Source organism: Arthrobacter sp. 4R501 (genome assembly GCF_002929755.1).
Taxonomy (GTDB): Bacteria; Actinomycetota; Actinomycetes; order Actinomycetales; family Micrococcaceae; genus Arthrobacter.
In genome coordinates this window covers 168,302-182,877 of record NZ_PJIW01000007.1, presented here as the reverse complement: position 1 = coordinate 182,877, position 14,576 = coordinate 168,302, and the positions used below count along the sequence as shown (strand labels likewise).

The 14,576-nt window shown below is 64.7% G+C and carries 14 protein-coding genes; 6 read left to right on the top strand and 8 right to left on the bottom strand.

Features of this window, described 5'->3' with window-relative positions; all coding sequences use genetic code 11:
- Positions 1–2 precede the first annotated feature (2 nt).
- Positions 3–1,460, top strand: coding sequence for a DUF3100 domain-containing protein (locus tag CXR02_RS09020; RefSeq protein ID WP_258060880.1), 1,458 nt, complete (start codon positions 3–5; stop codon positions 1,458–1,460).
- Between the two features lie 86 nt (positions 1,461–1,546).
- Positions 1,547–2,791, top strand: a complete 1,245-nt coding sequence (locus CXR02_RS09015; RefSeq protein WP_104061668.1) for an amidohydrolase family protein — start codon at positions 1,547–1,549, stop codon at positions 2,789–2,791.
- On the opposite strand, the gene CXR02_RS09010 is transcribed toward CXR02_RS09015, so the two are convergent.
- The 5 genes from CXR02_RS09010 to CXR02_RS08990 form a co-directional block, all read right to left on the bottom strand.
- Entirely contained in the window at positions 2,772–3,533 is a 762-nt protein-coding gene (locus CXR02_RS09010; protein WP_104061667.1) for a GntR family transcriptional regulator, read from the bottom strand. The genes CXR02_RS09015 and CXR02_RS09010 overlap by 20 nt on opposite strands.
- 180 nt (positions 3,534–3,713) lie before the next feature.
- Positions 3,714–4,499 carry an ATP-binding cassette domain-containing protein gene (locus CXR02_RS09005; RefSeq protein ID WP_104061666.1) on the bottom strand — a complete coding sequence of 262 codons (786 nt, stop codon included), beginning with the start codon at positions 4,497–4,499 and terminating at the stop codon, positions 3,714–3,716.
- The gene (locus tag CXR02_RS09000; protein WP_181037174.1) at positions 4,496–5,584 is read right to left on the bottom strand and encodes an ABC transporter permease; all 1,089 of its coding nucleotides are present in this window, start codon (positions 5,582–5,584) and stop codon (positions 4,496–4,498) included. Before CXR02_RS09000 ends, CXR02_RS09005 begins: the two co-directional genes overlap by 4 nt.
- Before the next feature lie 117 nt (positions 5,585–5,701).
- Positions 5,702–6,724: a substrate-binding domain-containing protein gene (locus CXR02_RS08995; protein ID WP_104061664.1), complete on the bottom strand. Its 1,023-nt coding sequence runs from the start codon at positions 6,722–6,724 to the stop codon at positions 5,702–5,704.
- 245 nt (positions 6,725–6,969) lie between these two features.
- Positions 6,970–7,992 carry a LacI family DNA-binding transcriptional regulator gene (locus CXR02_RS08990; protein WP_219816404.1) on the bottom strand — a complete coding sequence of 341 codons (1,023 nt, stop codon included), beginning with the start codon at positions 7,990–7,992 and terminating at the stop codon, positions 6,970–6,972.
- 174 nt (positions 7,993–8,166) lie between these two features.
- Here CXR02_RS08990 and CXR02_RS08985 point away from each other — a divergent pair, with 174 nt between their 5' ends.
- The 4 genes from CXR02_RS08985 (at position 8,167) to CXR02_RS08970 (ending at position 12,599) form a co-directional block, all read left to right on the top strand.
- Positions 8,167–9,501 (top strand): cytochrome P450, encoded by a 1,335-nt coding sequence (locus CXR02_RS08985; protein WP_104061662.1) that lies wholly within the window; start codon positions 8,167–8,169, stop codon positions 9,499–9,501.
- Positions 9,494–10,468 (top strand): hypothetical protein, encoded by a 975-nt coding sequence (locus CXR02_RS08980; RefSeq protein ID WP_104061661.1) that lies wholly within the window; start codon positions 9,494–9,496, stop codon positions 10,466–10,468. The genes CXR02_RS08985 and CXR02_RS08980 overlap by 8 nt, the downstream gene beginning before the upstream one ends.
- A 57-nt stretch (positions 10,469–10,525) precedes the next feature.
- Positions 10,526–11,518, top strand: a complete 993-nt coding sequence (locus CXR02_RS08975; protein WP_104061660.1) for a PDR/VanB family oxidoreductase — start codon at positions 10,526–10,528, stop codon at positions 11,516–11,518.
- A gap of 169 nt (positions 11,519–11,687) precedes the next feature.
- A complete protein-coding gene (locus CXR02_RS08970; RefSeq protein ID WP_104061659.1) occupies positions 11,688–12,599 on the top strand; it encodes an alpha/beta fold hydrolase in 912 nt (303 codons plus the stop codon).
- Positions 12,600–12,609: 10 nt separating this feature from the next.
- Here the strand turns inward: CXR02_RS08970 and CXR02_RS08965 are convergent, their stop codons facing one another.
- The 3 genes from CXR02_RS08965 to CXR02_RS08955 form a co-directional block, all read right to left on the bottom strand.
- Complete coding sequence (locus CXR02_RS08965) at positions 12,610–13,407, bottom strand: GPP34 family phosphoprotein (RefSeq protein ID WP_104061658.1); 798 nt, start codon at positions 13,405–13,407, stop codon at positions 12,610–12,612.
- A gap of 94 nt (positions 13,408–13,501) precedes the next feature.
- Positions 13,502–13,696: a hypothetical protein gene (locus CXR02_RS08960; RefSeq protein WP_104061657.1), complete on the bottom strand. Its 195-nt coding sequence runs from the start codon at positions 13,694–13,696 to the stop codon at positions 13,502–13,504.
- 108 nt (positions 13,697–13,804) lie between these two features.
- Positions 13,805–14,566: a FadR/GntR family transcriptional regulator gene (locus tag CXR02_RS08955; protein ID WP_104061656.1), complete on the bottom strand. Its 762-nt coding sequence runs from the start codon at positions 14,564–14,566 to the stop codon at positions 13,805–13,807.
- Between the last annotated feature and the right edge of the window lie 10 nt (positions 14,567–14,576).

Sequence of the window (14,576 nt, the reverse complement as noted above, 5' to 3'; positions counted from 1 at the left end):
CCATGCCCAATGAAGCGAAGACCACAGGCGGCCTGGTGTCCGCCCTAGTGGACGCGCCGCCGTCCCGTTCTTTCCGTGCCCGCCCCGCCATGTGGTTCGCGATGATCGCACTCTCCACGGCCATCTGTGCCGTGGCCATCACCATCGGAACGCACAAGTTCCATCTCGGCCCGGCCGCCATCGTCCTGATGCCAATCCTGTGGACCGTGCTCATCGGCGGATTCCTGGGTGTCCAGAGATGGAAACCCATCGGAGGGCGTGCCCGTGCGGTGTCCACGCACCTGATGGACGTGTCCATTGTTTTCTTCCTGGCAGGCCTTGGCACTCAGATAGGCCCGTCGCTGACGAAGTTCACCAACATCGGCCCCGCGATCCTACTGCAGGAGGTGGGCCACGTGGTGGGCACGGTGATCCTGGCCCTTCCGGTCGCGGTGGCCCTTGGCCTGGGCCGGACTGCGATCGGCGCCACCTGGTCGATCGACCGTGAGTCCTACCTTGCCTTCGCCATCCAGCGCTTCGGCGTCCGCTCCCCCGAGTACCGCGGCGTGTTCGCCGTGTGGGTGCTGGGCAGCGTCTTTGGCGCCGTGTTCATCTCCCTCCTGGCCGGTCTGCTCGGCGGAATGGACTTCTTTGATCCCCGGGCCCTCGCGTTGGGCCTGGGTCTGGGGTCCGCCTCCATGATGCTCGGGGGCGTGGGCGCCCTGTCCATCCTGTATCCGGAGATGGCAGGGGAGATCATGGCCCTCGCCGCACTGTCCAACCTCGTCACCAACATCGTCGGGTTCTACGCAGGGGTCTTTATCGCGCTGCCGATGTGCCAGAAGCTTTACAGGATGTGGTCCCGCATTTTCGGGCGGGACGACCTTGGCCGCCGTGTCCGGCGCGGCGCCCTCATTGGCGCTGCGGCTGGAACCCAAGCGGGCAGCTCAGGCCCGGCACGCCCGGGGGGCGCAGTGATCGAGTCCGGTGAGGCCCCGGGCATCGACACCGTGGACGTCAACGGCATCGAAGAGGACCCCAGTGTTATCCGGACGCCCAAGACGTGGCTCATCGCGTTCGCCGCGACCGGTGTGGCCGGCTTCCTGCTTAACGCCCTCGGCACCGGTTCCGTGCTGCCGGTGGATGCCGCCGGCGTCCTCATCCTCCTGGCCCTCACCGCCGTCGCGCTTGTGCTCGCGAAGCTCGTCCCGGTGGTACCGTCCAGCATCTGGGTCCTGGCCCTGGCCACCCTTGCCTCCGCGACATTCCTACCCATCGGCCCCTTCGTCGCCTCCACCACGCAGCACATCAACGTCCTCTTCGCGGGCCTGCCCATGATCGCCCTGATCGGCATGTCGCTCGGCCGTGACGTCAAGGCTCTGCGCTCACTGAGCTGGAAGATCGTCATCGTTGCCCTGATGACGTTCACGGCGAGCTTCGTCGCCGCAGCAGTCATCGCGCAGGTTGCCTTCCACTTCTAGTACATGGTGCGGCCGGGGAGGCCCCGGTCCCGCGGGATCGGTGCCTCCCCGGCCGTCATTCACAGCCCAGCCGAAAGGAATGAACATTGCTGATTACCAACGTCCGCCCCTGGGGCGGGGACGCCGTAGACCTCAAGGTTCGCGAGGGGCGGATTGCCGCCGTTCACCCCGCGGGGACCGCCGTCGTAGTCGCAGACGCCGCCGACGGGGCAGTCGACGGACGGGGCCGGATCGCCGTGCCCGCGTTCACCGACGTGCACGTCCATCTCGACTCGACCCGGATCGGGCTGCCGTTCCGGGAGCACACAGCCTCGCCCGGTGTGTGGAACATGATGTGCAACGACCGGGAAAACTGGCGCGACACCCCCATCCCCTTCGGGGATGTAGTGGCGGGAACGCTGGAACGAATGATTGCGCGGGGCACCACCCGCGTTCGTTCCTACGCCCAGATCGACGTGGACTGCAAGCTTGAGCGCTTCGAGGCAGTCATGGCCGCGAAGGAGCACTTCGCCTACGCCGCCGATGTAGAAGTCATGGCTTTCCCCCAGGCAGGCCTCCTGCTTGAGGACGGCAATGTCCCGCTCCTCGAGGAGGCCCTCCGCGCGGGCGCCACAACCATCGGCGGCATTGATCCCTGCCAGCTGGACCGAGACCCGGTTCGCCACCTGGACATCGTCTTCGGTCTGGCGGAGAAGTACGGCGTCGACGTCGACATTCATCTGCACGAGCCTGGCCACCTGGGGGTCTTCAGCGCGGAACTTGTCTTCGAACGCACCCGCGCGCTGGGCATGGAGGGACGCGTCTCGCTGTCCCACGCGTACGATCTGGCTAATGTCCATCCTGACGTGACCGCCCGGCTCGTGGAGCAGATGGCCGAGCTCGACGTTGCCTGGGCGACGGTCGCCCCGGCAAGCGGCGGCACGCAATTCGACCTCGCCCGAATGACGGAGGCGGGGATCCGGGTCGGTTTGGGCGAGGACGGGCAGAGGGACTATTGGAGCCCGTACGGCAACTGCGACATGCTCGACCGCACGTGGCAGTTGGCGTTCACACACCGGCTGCGCAAGGACCGGCTGATCGAGCACTGTGCGGCGATCGCCACCATTGGAGGCGCGTCCATCATGGACCGCACCGTCCAGCGCCTCACGAGTCCCGACCACCGGCCGGGCCTGGCTCCCGGAGATCGGGCCGACATCGTCCTGGTTGACGGCGAGACCATCACGAGCACCGTCATGGACCGCGGCACCGACCGCACCGTCTTCCACGAGGGCAGGCTCGTCGCCGACAGCATGGTGGTTCTTCCGAACCCAGCTACTTGTCGACCAGCGTGATGTCGAATGAGTACAGGTCCGGGCGGTAGGAATGGCGGCCGATGTCAATAGCCTTCCCGAGGCTGTCATAGACCCGGCGGTTGACGGTAAGGACGGGAGCTCCGGGAGGCATTTCGAGGAGCCGCTCCTCGTCTGGCTCGGCTGTCCGGGCGCCGATGTTCTGCTTGGCCACCCGCATGGTTGCGCCGCGGGCTCGCATCAGCCGGTACAGGCTGCCTTGCTCCAACTGTCCGTGCGACAAGGCGGCGAACCTTTCCGGCAGGTAGTTCTCGAGGATGGCGAACGGGACGCCGTCGGCGAGACGTATCCTGCGCAGGTGCAGGACCTTGGCGCCAGGTCCCGTGCCGAGGGCTTCGGCAACATGCGGAGGGGCTGCTACGAGCTCGTGCGTCAGGACGTTTGAACTCGGGCGCTTGCCAATCCTGGACAGGTCTTCAAAGAGGCTGGACAGTGCCACATCCCGGGTGAGCTGGCCGTGGACAACCTGGGTGCCGATTCCCCGGCTTTTCACCAGGAGTCCTTTGTCGACGAGCTCTTGGATCGCGTGGCGGATCGTTGGCCGGGAGAGGCCCAGCCGTCGCCCCAGAACCATCTCGTTCTCCAGGCGTGCACCGGCGGGCAGGTGGCCGGTGAGAATTGCTTGTTCAATGCAGGACGAGACCTGGAAGTAGAGGGGAACGGGACCTGCGCGGTCGACATCCACGAAAAGGTCCTCGGGCAAGGCGATGTGATCCTGCAGCATTATGGTCCTCCGGAATGACGTTGCGAACGGGTAGGGGCAGGAAGCCGCCCGACGTCCGTTGGCGGGGAGAAACCGTGACGTCTGCTCGATTCGACGGCCCTGCCGCCCCAGGGGCAGGGCCGTCGCCGGGGAACTTCTTCCGAGGAGGGTGCCGGGTCCCGTGATCACCGGCTTGTCGGGTCAGGCCGCGGTGGCGTTCTCACGGTATCGGCGGATGCCGAGTTCACCTTCGACGACGGCGGCTGTCAGTTCTTCGACGCTCGTGTCCTCGCGGCGAACGTCGAGGATTTTGCGCCCGTGGTTCATGACGATGTGCCGATCGCAGACTTCGAAGGCGTGGTGGAGGTTGTGGGTGACCAGCACGGAGCTGATTCCGTCGGCCTTCAGCGCCCGCAGGTAGTCCAGCAATGCCTCCGTGGCGCGCACCGCGAGCGCGGAGGTGGGCTCGTCAAGGATCAGCAGGCTGCGCTTGAAGTGGACGGCCCGGGCGATGGCTACCGCTTGCGCCTGACCTCCGGACAGCGACGAGACAAGCTGCTTGGAGCTCTTGATGCCTTCAATGGTCACCACGGAGTCCAGGATTTCGGAGGTGATGGCATCCATCTCCTTGATCTTCATCAGACCAAGGCGGTTCGTGATCTCACGGCCCATAAAGATGTTGCGGCTAATCGACATCTGCGGGACCAGTGCCGAGTCCTGGAAGATCGTTTCGATGCCCAGGCTCTCGGTCAGGGCCCTGTTCACGTGCGGGTGCTTGGTGCCGTCCCAGGAGAAGTCGCCTGCGGTGGCCGCGACCACGCCTGACATGATCTTGACCAGGGTCGATTTACCGGCACCGTTGTCGCCAAGGAGGCCCACAACCTCGCCTTTTCCGATGTCGAAGGACACGTCGTCCAGGACGGTGTTGACGCCGTACTTCTTGGTGATGCCCTCAATCCGGAGCAGGTAGTCCTCGTTGATGGTCATGATGCTTTGCCTTCCATGAGCTTGTTGAAGATGGCGGCGACCACGATGATCAGGCCGACGAAGAGCTGGATGTAGAAGCCAGGCGCCTTGCCCAGGATCAGGCCGTTTTCGATGATGCGGATCAGGGCGGCGCCGACGATCATGCCGATGATGGTGCCCCGTCCTCCGAGGAGGGAGGTTCCGCCCACCACGGCAGCGGCTATCGCCATCAGGGTGTAGTCCTCCGTGGAACCGGGCTGCATGGAGGAGGTCCGGACCGAGATCAGGATGCTGGCCAGGCCCACCATCGCCCCGAACAGAGCGTAGGAGAGGAGCTTGACCTTGAGCGGGTTGATGGAGATCGCCCTGGCGGCCGACGCGTTGCCGCCGACGGCGAAGATGTGGTTGCCGAGCTTGTGGCGGTGCAGGAAGAACCACGCCACGACTCCCACCACGATCATCCAGACCAGCTGCGAGCGGAAGAAACCGAAATCGCCGGCGAAGAGGGTGACGAGTGCTTCGTCTTTTCCCTTGCGCAGCAGCGCCGGCGCGGTGCCGTTGATGAAGATGCTGGCGCCGGTCCAGAAGAACGCCATGCCCAGAGTGGCGATGAAGGACGGGATGCCGGTGATGACCACGATCAGTCCGTTGATCAGGGCAATACCGGTGGCTGCGGCGATTGCGGCCAGGACCCCCCAGCCCCAGCCGAACGAGTTGGAGACGTGAATGAACGTGATGGAAGAGAACCCGATACTCGCGCCCAGGGAGAGGTCGAATTCTCCGGCGATCATCAGTATTCCGACTCCGATGGCAAGAATGGCCAATACCGGAATGCTCTGGGAGATAACGCCCGAGAGGTTGTTGGCCGAAAGGAATGGGAAGGCGGGGCTGGCGATGCTGGCGATGACAAAGCCGATGATGACGACCGCCAGGATCGCGCCGATTTCGAGGGCTCCGCGGCCACGTGTGTAGCGGATGTAGTCCTTGAATTTCTCGGCTGTTGTGACGGGTTGGTTATCGGCAAGGCGGCGGACTTTGGTGATGGCCCCTGTTTCCAACGGCGCCGTGAGGACGTGTTGGCCGGTGCCTGTCTCTTGTGGTGACATGACCTGATCTTTCGATGGCAGCGGCGTCGATGCCGCGGAATGGAAAAGGTGGGCGCTGAGGCCCGGAGAGGGGATGGAGCGGGGGCGTGGCCGCCGCTCCATCCCCTTATGGCGCAGTTACCAGCGGACGCCCTGGAGGTCCGGCGCTTCGAGGTTTTCCACGTTTGTCTTGTCGATGAGGGAGACGCCGCCGGAGTTGATGTTTGCCGGTGCCAGGCCGAAATCGATGGCAAGGGCGCTCTGCATCAGCGACTGGAATCCCTGGACGAAGCCCTGCTGGTCAGCCGTTGCAATGATGTCCCCGGCCTTGATGCCGTCGATAACCTGGGGGGAGGTGTCAAAGCCGACGATGGGAACCTTCACGCCGGCTGCCTCCATGGCGGCCAGGATGTTGCGGTGCGGGGTGCCTCCCAGAGGCGCCACTGCCTTGACGTCCTTGTTGGCGATGAGCCATGAGGTGAGGGAGTTCAGAGCTTCCTCATCGGAAGCGGAGGTCCGGAGGTACTCGCCCTTCGCACCCACCTTGTCGAGCGCTTTCTGCACGCCCCCGCCCCGCTGGATGGCGTAGTTCTGCTCGGGCTCTTCCGCCGGGAAGAGGACCTTGTCGCCGGCGCCCAGCTTGGCCTCCGCGGCGAGGCGCTCGCCAACGAGCGTGCCGACCTCGAAGAAGTCCTGGCCGACGAAACCGCTGACGCAGTCGGCGGCACTCTCGGGTGCCGGCACGTTGTAGGCGACGACCTTGATGCCTGCCTTGGAGGCGTCACACGCCACCTTGACCCACTTCTCGCCTTCGTTGAACGGCATCACGATGACGGCGGGCTTGGACGCCGTGGCTGTTGCCACGAGGTCCACCATCTTGTCCGGATCGGCGTCGGCGGTCTGGTGCGTCAGCTGCAGGCCGCCGAGGGTGGAGGCGTCCTCCGCTCCCTTGAGGATCTGGGCCCAGAATGCGTCGCCGGCCGGGTTGTAGTACGTCAGGAAGTAAACGCTGCGGTTTTCGGCGCGGCTGCCGAACTTGTCGGCCAGGCCGGTGGTTGATGATGCAGTGGACGTTGCGGTGCAGCCTGCCAGCGCCAGCGTAGCCACGCCCGCCATGGCAATTACGCCGAGTCCCCGCTTGAACGTAGAAATAGGTTTCACTTCGTCGTGTCCCTCTCATAGGTGCCGAAGCCTGCCTCCATCCAGAACTGATGCTCTTTGAGAGTGCCGATCTTCGACTTATTGTCAGGACATTCTTACGCACAATAACTGGCACGTGCAAGACTTTTTTAATAAAATCTGTCTCGTGCCAGTTTTGTGACGCAAGGCACAAAGTGTGGATTGCGGATGCGGGCATACACCTCCCGCGTGAGACGCCGCGCCTGAACGGCGGCGTCAGCGCCGGCTCACCTGGGGTGCAGCTGCGCCTCTGACCGGGGCAGGCCCGTACTTCCCCTGATGACCAGGGTGGGAACGATCATGCGTTCCTGGGGCGCCGACTCCTGGTCTGACATCATCTGAACGGCGGCCTCTACGGCCGCCGTGCTCATTTCCTCGGGATCCTGGCGGACGCTGGTCAGGTCAACAAACGACAGCCTGGCGATGCGGCTGTCGTCGTAGCCCGTGACCGAGACATCCTCGGGCACCCGCAAGCCGGCACGCAGAAGCCTATTGATGAGGCCCATGGCAGCATGGTCATTGGAGCAGACCACCGCGGTGGGCATGACCGGCTCCGCGAGAAGCGACTCGGCGGCACTGGCACCGGATTCCTCGGTGAAGTCCCCGCCAATCTCCCGGACCCGCGAGGGCAGTCCATGCCTGTCCATTGCTGTCACATATCCCTGGTGGCGGGCAGCGAATTCGGGAAGTGACCGCGTCAGCACGTAGGCAATATCCCGGTGCCCTAGTTCCACCAAATGGTCCACGGCCGCCGCGATCCCCCATTGCCCGTCTGACCGGACAGCACTGCAGACACCCTGCGGCAGCGGTCTGCCGATGCTGACCACCGGCAGTCTCTTTGCCAGTTTCCGCAGCTCGTTCACAGGCGTTTCCGGCGAAATCAGAATGACGGACTCAGTGCGGAACCCGAGCAGTTCCGTGATGGCATCCCGCTCGTCCCGCGTCGCCGTCAAGGCACCGAGAATCAGGTTGTAGCCACGCTCGTGGGCCGCCGCATAGAGGGCTTCGACAATGTCGTCCGCGGATGAGTGGGCGGGATTGAAGAGCACGCCGATGTAGTTACTGCTCCGCCGGCGAAGTGACCGCGCCGCGATGTCCGGGCTGTATCCAAGCTCGGAAGCCGCCTCAAAGATGCGTTCCTTCGTCGAGGAACTGACGCCGGCCTCATTGCGGAAGGCGAGCCCCACAAGCTGCCGTGAAACGCCGACGCGAGTGGCGACGTCCATCATGGTCGGCCGTTTAGAGATCACCTGGACATCCTATACGCGGGGGGTTGATGGCCCTCCGCCGGGTTTGTCAGGACATCCCTTGACGAAAAACTAGCACGTGCTAGTCTTGGGGAAATCCCGCTCAGATCCCCCTTCCTCACACGGCTGAGGTCTCGTTCCCTCATCCACGCAAACCCACGAAAGCAGGGCCTACCAATGTCGCTAGCCACTGATCCGAACACCACCGACATCCAGCAATGCCCGTTCAACGGCACCACACTCGCCGGCGAAGAAGCACATACGCAGGACCCTGCTACGGCGCCCAGGATTGGCCCGAATCCCGGCCTGGAGACAGATCCCGGAGTCTTCTACGATCCGCTCTCCTACGCCGCGTATGACCATCCCTACGAGCTGTACAAAATCCTGCGGGACAAGGCTCCGGTCTACTACAACGAGCGCCGCGACCTGTACGTCGTCTCGCGTTACACGGATGTCCAGGCAGGCCTGCGAAACCACGAGCAGCTTTCCAGCGCCCTGGGCAATGACATGGACGGGACCCATGCGTCCTATGGGGCGGGCAACCTGATCATGGTCGACGCTCCCCGGCACACCTCTCTGCGATCGGCCGTCCGTCGCGTCTTTGTTGGTCGCGAGATACTGGCCAAGGAAGACGGCATCAGGGAACTGGCCCGCCACCTGATCACGGAACTCCGTGAGAACGGGGGCGGTGATTTTGCCACTGAGGTGGCGCTTCCGTTGGCGATCGGTGCGGCGACGAAAATGATCGGCATGGCCGCCGAGGACAGCGGAATGCTGCAGGAACATCTGCTGCGCTCCATGGAGCGGACGGTGGGCGAGTTCGGAGTGCCGGACGACGCGGCCGTCTCCAATCAGGAAGCCGAAGAGCACCTCGCGGACGTGTTTGGGAAGCGGAGCGAAGAGGTCGAGGCCGGCGGCACCGCCACAGGGTCGGATGCCATAACCCAGATCATCCTCGGCATGCACGCCGGGAAGGTGGAGCCGGATGAACAGGTGGGCCTCGCCCACCTGATCCTGTCGGCAGCCATCGACGCCCCCGCCGCCCTCCTCACCAACCTCGTGGCAACCCTCGACAAGTTCCCGGCGTTCCAGCGCTGCCTCGCGGAGGACCCGGCCGCCATTCCCGCCTTTGTGGAGGAGACACTCCGCTTCGACACCCCTGGCCAGAACCTCTGCCGGCAGACCACCGCCGAGATCACCATCGCCGGCGTGACCATACCGGCGGACTCCCGGGTGATGTTCCTGCTGGGCTCCGCCAACCGGGACGAAAGGGTCTTCCAGAGCCCGGACTTCTTTGATATCAGCCGCGAGTTAACGCCGGAGAACCGCATCATGACCTTCGGGGACGGCATCCACGCCTGCCTGGGCGCACCCCTGGCCCGGCTTGCCGGACGCGTCCTCGTGGAGACTCTCCTCGAAGGCCCTGAGATCCGCGTCGTCGGGTTGCCGGAGCGCTGGGCCAAGCAAATGGTCCGCGGCTTCGCAAAGCTTCCGGTGAAGTTCCTTGACTGAGGTCACCGGCTGGGAGGACCTGTCCGGCCTCCTGCCAGAGTCACGCGGCTGGATGCATTCCGGTGTCGGCGTCCTCAGCGACGGCAGAGTCCTCTGCGCCCACCCGGAAGGCCACGACCTCTTGGTTATCGACCCTTCAGGTGGCGCCGAAACCATATCAACTTCCCTGACCGAGATGCACAGCATCGTCACCTGCGAACGTGACGGCGAGGAAGTCATCGCGGTGGCCGACCCCGGGCACCGTTTCGTCGAGGACCCCGCCGACGCATCGGCCTACGCCGATCACTTCTCGCCCGGGCGCGCGGTGATCCTGAACCGGGACGGAAGCGTCCTCCTGGAACTGGAATGCCCGCCACTGCTGGACTATGCACTTGAGTCGTGGCGCCCTACGTCGATCGCCGTCGACGACTCCCGATACACCGGCAGCGGTGACATCTGGGTTGCCGACGGGTACGGCGCCAGCCTGGTGCACCGTTTCGACGCCTCGGGCCGCTACCTCGGAACGCAGGACGGCGCAGAAACGGGCACCGCCTTCGCCTGCCCGCACGGGATAATGCTGCGGACCGACCACGGGCGCCTCGAAATCTACGTGGCGGACCGCACCAATCGCAGAATCGTAGTCATGGACCCGAACGGAATGCAGCCGCGGATCCTGGGCGAAGGAGTCCTGGACAGCCCGTCCTCGCTCGTTCTCGTCGGGGACCGGATCTACGTCACCGAACTCTTCGGCGGAGTCGCGAGGTTCGACGGCCATGCATTCACCCGCGTCCTGGAACAGACCCGGCCCCGGTCGAACGAGGACGATGCCTGGCCCAACCGCCGCACTCCCGGGGGCCTGGACGGACCGGTTGTGGACCCGGGCTTCTTCAACAGCCCCCACGGAATCGCCACCGACGGCCACTGGCTCTACGTCACCGAGTGGTTCATCGGCGGGCGGCTCAGCCGCCTGTCACTCACGCAGTACTAGAACACACTTCCCCCTCACCGCATCGCACGCGACGACTTTCAGATTGAGAGCAGGACCATGAGCACAACAGAGACCATCTCCGGGCCGATTTCGGACCTCACCCTCGAAGAGGCCCATTTCGTTGCCCGCGTCGCAGCGAAGACACACGCAGCCGACGACGTCGTACTTCTCACGCTCCGGCACCAGGACGGCGAAGAGCTTCCGCCGTGGCGACCCGGCGCCCACATCGACCTGGTCCTTTCCAACGGCCTGACGCGGCAGTACTCCCTCTGCGGTGATCCGGCAGATCGGAGCAGCTACGTCGTTGGTGTCCTCAATGCGCCCAACAGCCGCGGCGGCTCGCGGTTCGTTCACGAATCGCTGGCAGCCGGCGATTCGGTGACTGTCCGCGGTCCGCGGAACCACTTCCGGCTGGTCGAGGCCCCCAGCTACCTGTTCGTCGCCGGCGGTATCGGAATCACCCCCATTGCCGCGATGATCCGTGAAGTACAGGAGCAGGGGAAGCCCTGGACCCTCGTCTATGGCGGCCGGACACTTTCCTCCATGGCCTTCAGGGATGAGCTAACCGCCCACGGCACCCGAACCACCCTGTGGCCCCAGGACCAGAAGGGCATCATCGATCTGCCCACCGCTCTGGGCTCCCCGGACAGCCACACAGCCGTCTACACCTGCGGTCCGGAACCGCTCCTGGCCGCCGTCGAGGCAATCTGTGCCGAGAAATGGCCCTCCGGGTCCCTGCACCTGGAACGGTTCACCGCAAAGAAGGTGGACACCGCGCACGATGTGGCGTTCGAAATCGAACTGGCAAGGAGCGGCGTACGGCTGACCGTCCCGGCGGATAAATCCGTCCTGCGTGTTCTCGAAGAAGCCGGCACACGCATCCTTTCCTCCTGCGGCGAAGGGACCTGCGGCACCTGCGAAACCACGGTCATCGAGGGAACTATCGACCACCGCGACTCCGTCCTCACCCACGAAGAAAAAGCCGAGAACAGCTGCATGATGGTCTGCGTCTCCCGCGCCACGTGCCCCGTTCTGGTGCTGGACCTCTAGCCTTCCTGCCGCCCAGTTACGCGGACGACGGCGGGACCTCCCGCCGTCGTCCGTTTCCGTTTGGTGCCTAACCAGGCAGCTGTGTTCTGCACATCCGGTCCGGTAACGCCGCGGCTCCGAATCCTTGGTAGAGATCACCGGCAGTAGCGATCAACAGAGGAAGGCGGGCATGAGCGTTCGGCAGGAACCCGCGACGCGGGACGCCACGCTGCGGCGGCACGTAGTTCCAACCGGGCTGGGCCCGTGCACGGTGCGTGTCCAGCAGGGCAGGGGAGTCGGGTCCCCGGCGTCCGGCACACCGGAGGTGTATCTTCACGGCGCCGCGGGCTCCTGGACCACTTTCCGGCCGCTGCTGTCCGAAGCATCGCCCCACGATCGTGTCCTGATTGATCTGCCGGGGTGGGGCGAATCCACCAAGGGAGCCAGGCTGGAACACTTCGGCATCGAGGCCATGGCACGCGCCGTCACCGAGGTGCTGAACTCGCTCAGCTACCCACGATGGAACCTCGTGGGCCACTCCATGGGAGGCTTCCTGGCGTTGCATATTGCGGCCGCGTGGCCGGAGCGGACCGCCAGCGTGGCCGCCATTTCTCCCACGACATTCGGCGTGTCTGAGGCTGCCCGCGAGCCGCTTCGCAGCCTGTCTAGGTTACCGGCGTTTGTCGGCATGAGGCTGCTCATGCGCTCACTGGCGTCCCTGGGTCCAGCAGGGCTGGCCCTGGTCCGTGCAGTCGGCGCCACACCCGTGATGGGACCGTTGACGTCACCGCTGTTCGCCGATCCTGCAGGAATATCCGCAGGGGTGATCGGCGGGCTCGGTCATGACGCCCGTCCGGCCAGCTTCTCCGCGGCCGCCCGGGCAGTGGCGCACTACGACTTTGACCAGTGGCGCGGCATCCGCTGCCCCGTGCTGGCGACCCGCGGGGACACTGATGTGTTCACGTCTCCTTCCGACCTGGACCGGCTGGCCGCCACAATTCCGAACGTCCGGACTGTGACGATCCCGCGCTGCGGCCACTTCGCCAACGTCGAGCAGCCGGAACACGTGCAGCAACTGCTCAAGGACCTGTGGTCAGTGTGAAGGAGTCGACTTACAAGTTTGCGGCTTCTTGCTCGGCCAGCCTGATCATACGAAGTTCGTCCTCCACCGCGCGGGACGGCCAATAGTCCTTCGACAGCTCAGTTGCCCGGGTCAGATCTGCCGCCGGGAAGAGCTTGCCGAGCATTCCGGCCGCCTGAAGCAGGGCGATCAGCACTATGGTCCTGGCATCGGGCGCCTTCGAATCAGGCTTGGCATCAGGCGCCCCGGCGCCAGCGTTCGTGGCCTCGGACGCCGCCGCATCAGACGCGGCATCGCCGTTCCCCGCACCGGTCGTCCCCGCATCAGAGCCGGCATCGGTCGCCGTGGTATCCGGCGGCTCAAGTTCGGACGGCGGGCCACTGAGGGCGGCCTGGATCTTTTCCAGGAGCGCCGCCTCCGGAGCGTGGTCCTTCTCCGGGTACCGCACCGCCCGGAACCGGCCCAGATGCTTTTCACCGACATGTTCCACGATGCCCAGTGACGCCATGCCCTCGTAGACACGCTGCACCACGGCGCGGCCCTCCAGCATGCCCACCCACCCTTTAGGACTGTGGGGCCGGGATTTGCCACGGATGACTTCCAGCTCGCGCTGGAAGTCTGTTTGCGGGGCGTCGCCGGTAGCCCTGACGCGCTTCCCCTGCAGCTCGATCGCACCGATGAGGTCTAGCTCGGCCAATATTGCCCCTGCCAAGGTGGTCCTGAGTGCGAACACCGGCACTTCAGGCTTGCCGTTCATGTCGTTCGTTGCCAGAAGGAGGAAGGCTTGGGGAAGGTTCAGCTCCGCCGCCTTCGGTGTTTCAGTGTCCATACGAACATGGTGGCCCTGTTGGGCGCCCACCACAATGAAAATTTGAGCGGACGACGGCGGGACGTCCCGCCGTCGTCCGCTGTCGTCCGCTGCCTTACGATGCCCGCGTGAATGTCCCCAGCCCGGTTCTGTCGTAGAAGTCCAGGGTGACACTTGGCGAGGAACCGCTGCCTGCTCCTGCAAACAGTGCACCGGCCAGGCCGTTGGCGTTTTCTCCTATGGATTCGAAGCCGTCGGCTTCGGCCAGCATCGGCCCGTCCAGCAGCGAATCCCCGGCGGCGATCACCATGGAGGCCCCAGTTCGCCGGGAGATTTCTTCGACGCGCTGTGTGCTCAGCGGCGGTGAGCAACTCCCCCGGCGCTGCGGTGTAGCCGTCAGCGGGGAAGCCGTGTCAACTCAGCGCCGTGGTGCAGTCGATTGCGGGAAATTCTCAGGCTGGGAATGTCCGAGGAATCCATGTAGCAGCGACGCTGTTCCCTGCAGATGATCTTGCGCCGCCTTGAAGGCTGCCTCATCGTCGCCCCGGAGTATGGCGTCCACGATTTCCTGGTGCTGCCGGTTGGAATGTTCCAGGTTGGGTTGGATAAGGGGTATCCGGTCCAGCAGGTCACTTACCTTTGAGCGGACATCCGCCACCGCGAGTGCAAGGCTTGGCGATCCTGCCACTTCTGCGATCGCCACATGGAATCTTGCGTCCTTCGGCCGGTACAGATTCGCAGGTGCGCTGGCCACCTCGGCCAAAGTCCTTAACAGGTGACCGCGCTGGGCAGGTGATAACGTCGCCCTGGCCGCCAAGGATGCGGCCGCCGGCTCGAGTACGCCGCGAAAGGTTAGGACGTCGTCTACCTCGGCCGGATCGAGTTCCGGGTACGACCCCGAACCCGCAGGGGGCCGGCTGCACACGTACGTTCCTCCATAGCGGCCGCGCTGAACGTCAACGTATCCGGCCTTCTGCAGCTCGGCCAGGGCATCCCGCAGGGTGGCGCGCGATACGCCCAGCATCTCGGCAAGTTCCCGCTCAGCTGGCAGCTTGGACCCTACACCGAACAGACCGAGTTTGATGTTCTGGAGCAAGCGTTCGATGGTCTCCTCGAAGGCGTTGCCGTGCCGGACCGGGCGGAGAATCGGGGCGGGGCTTCGGAGCAGTTCCTCTTCCATACGCTAATCC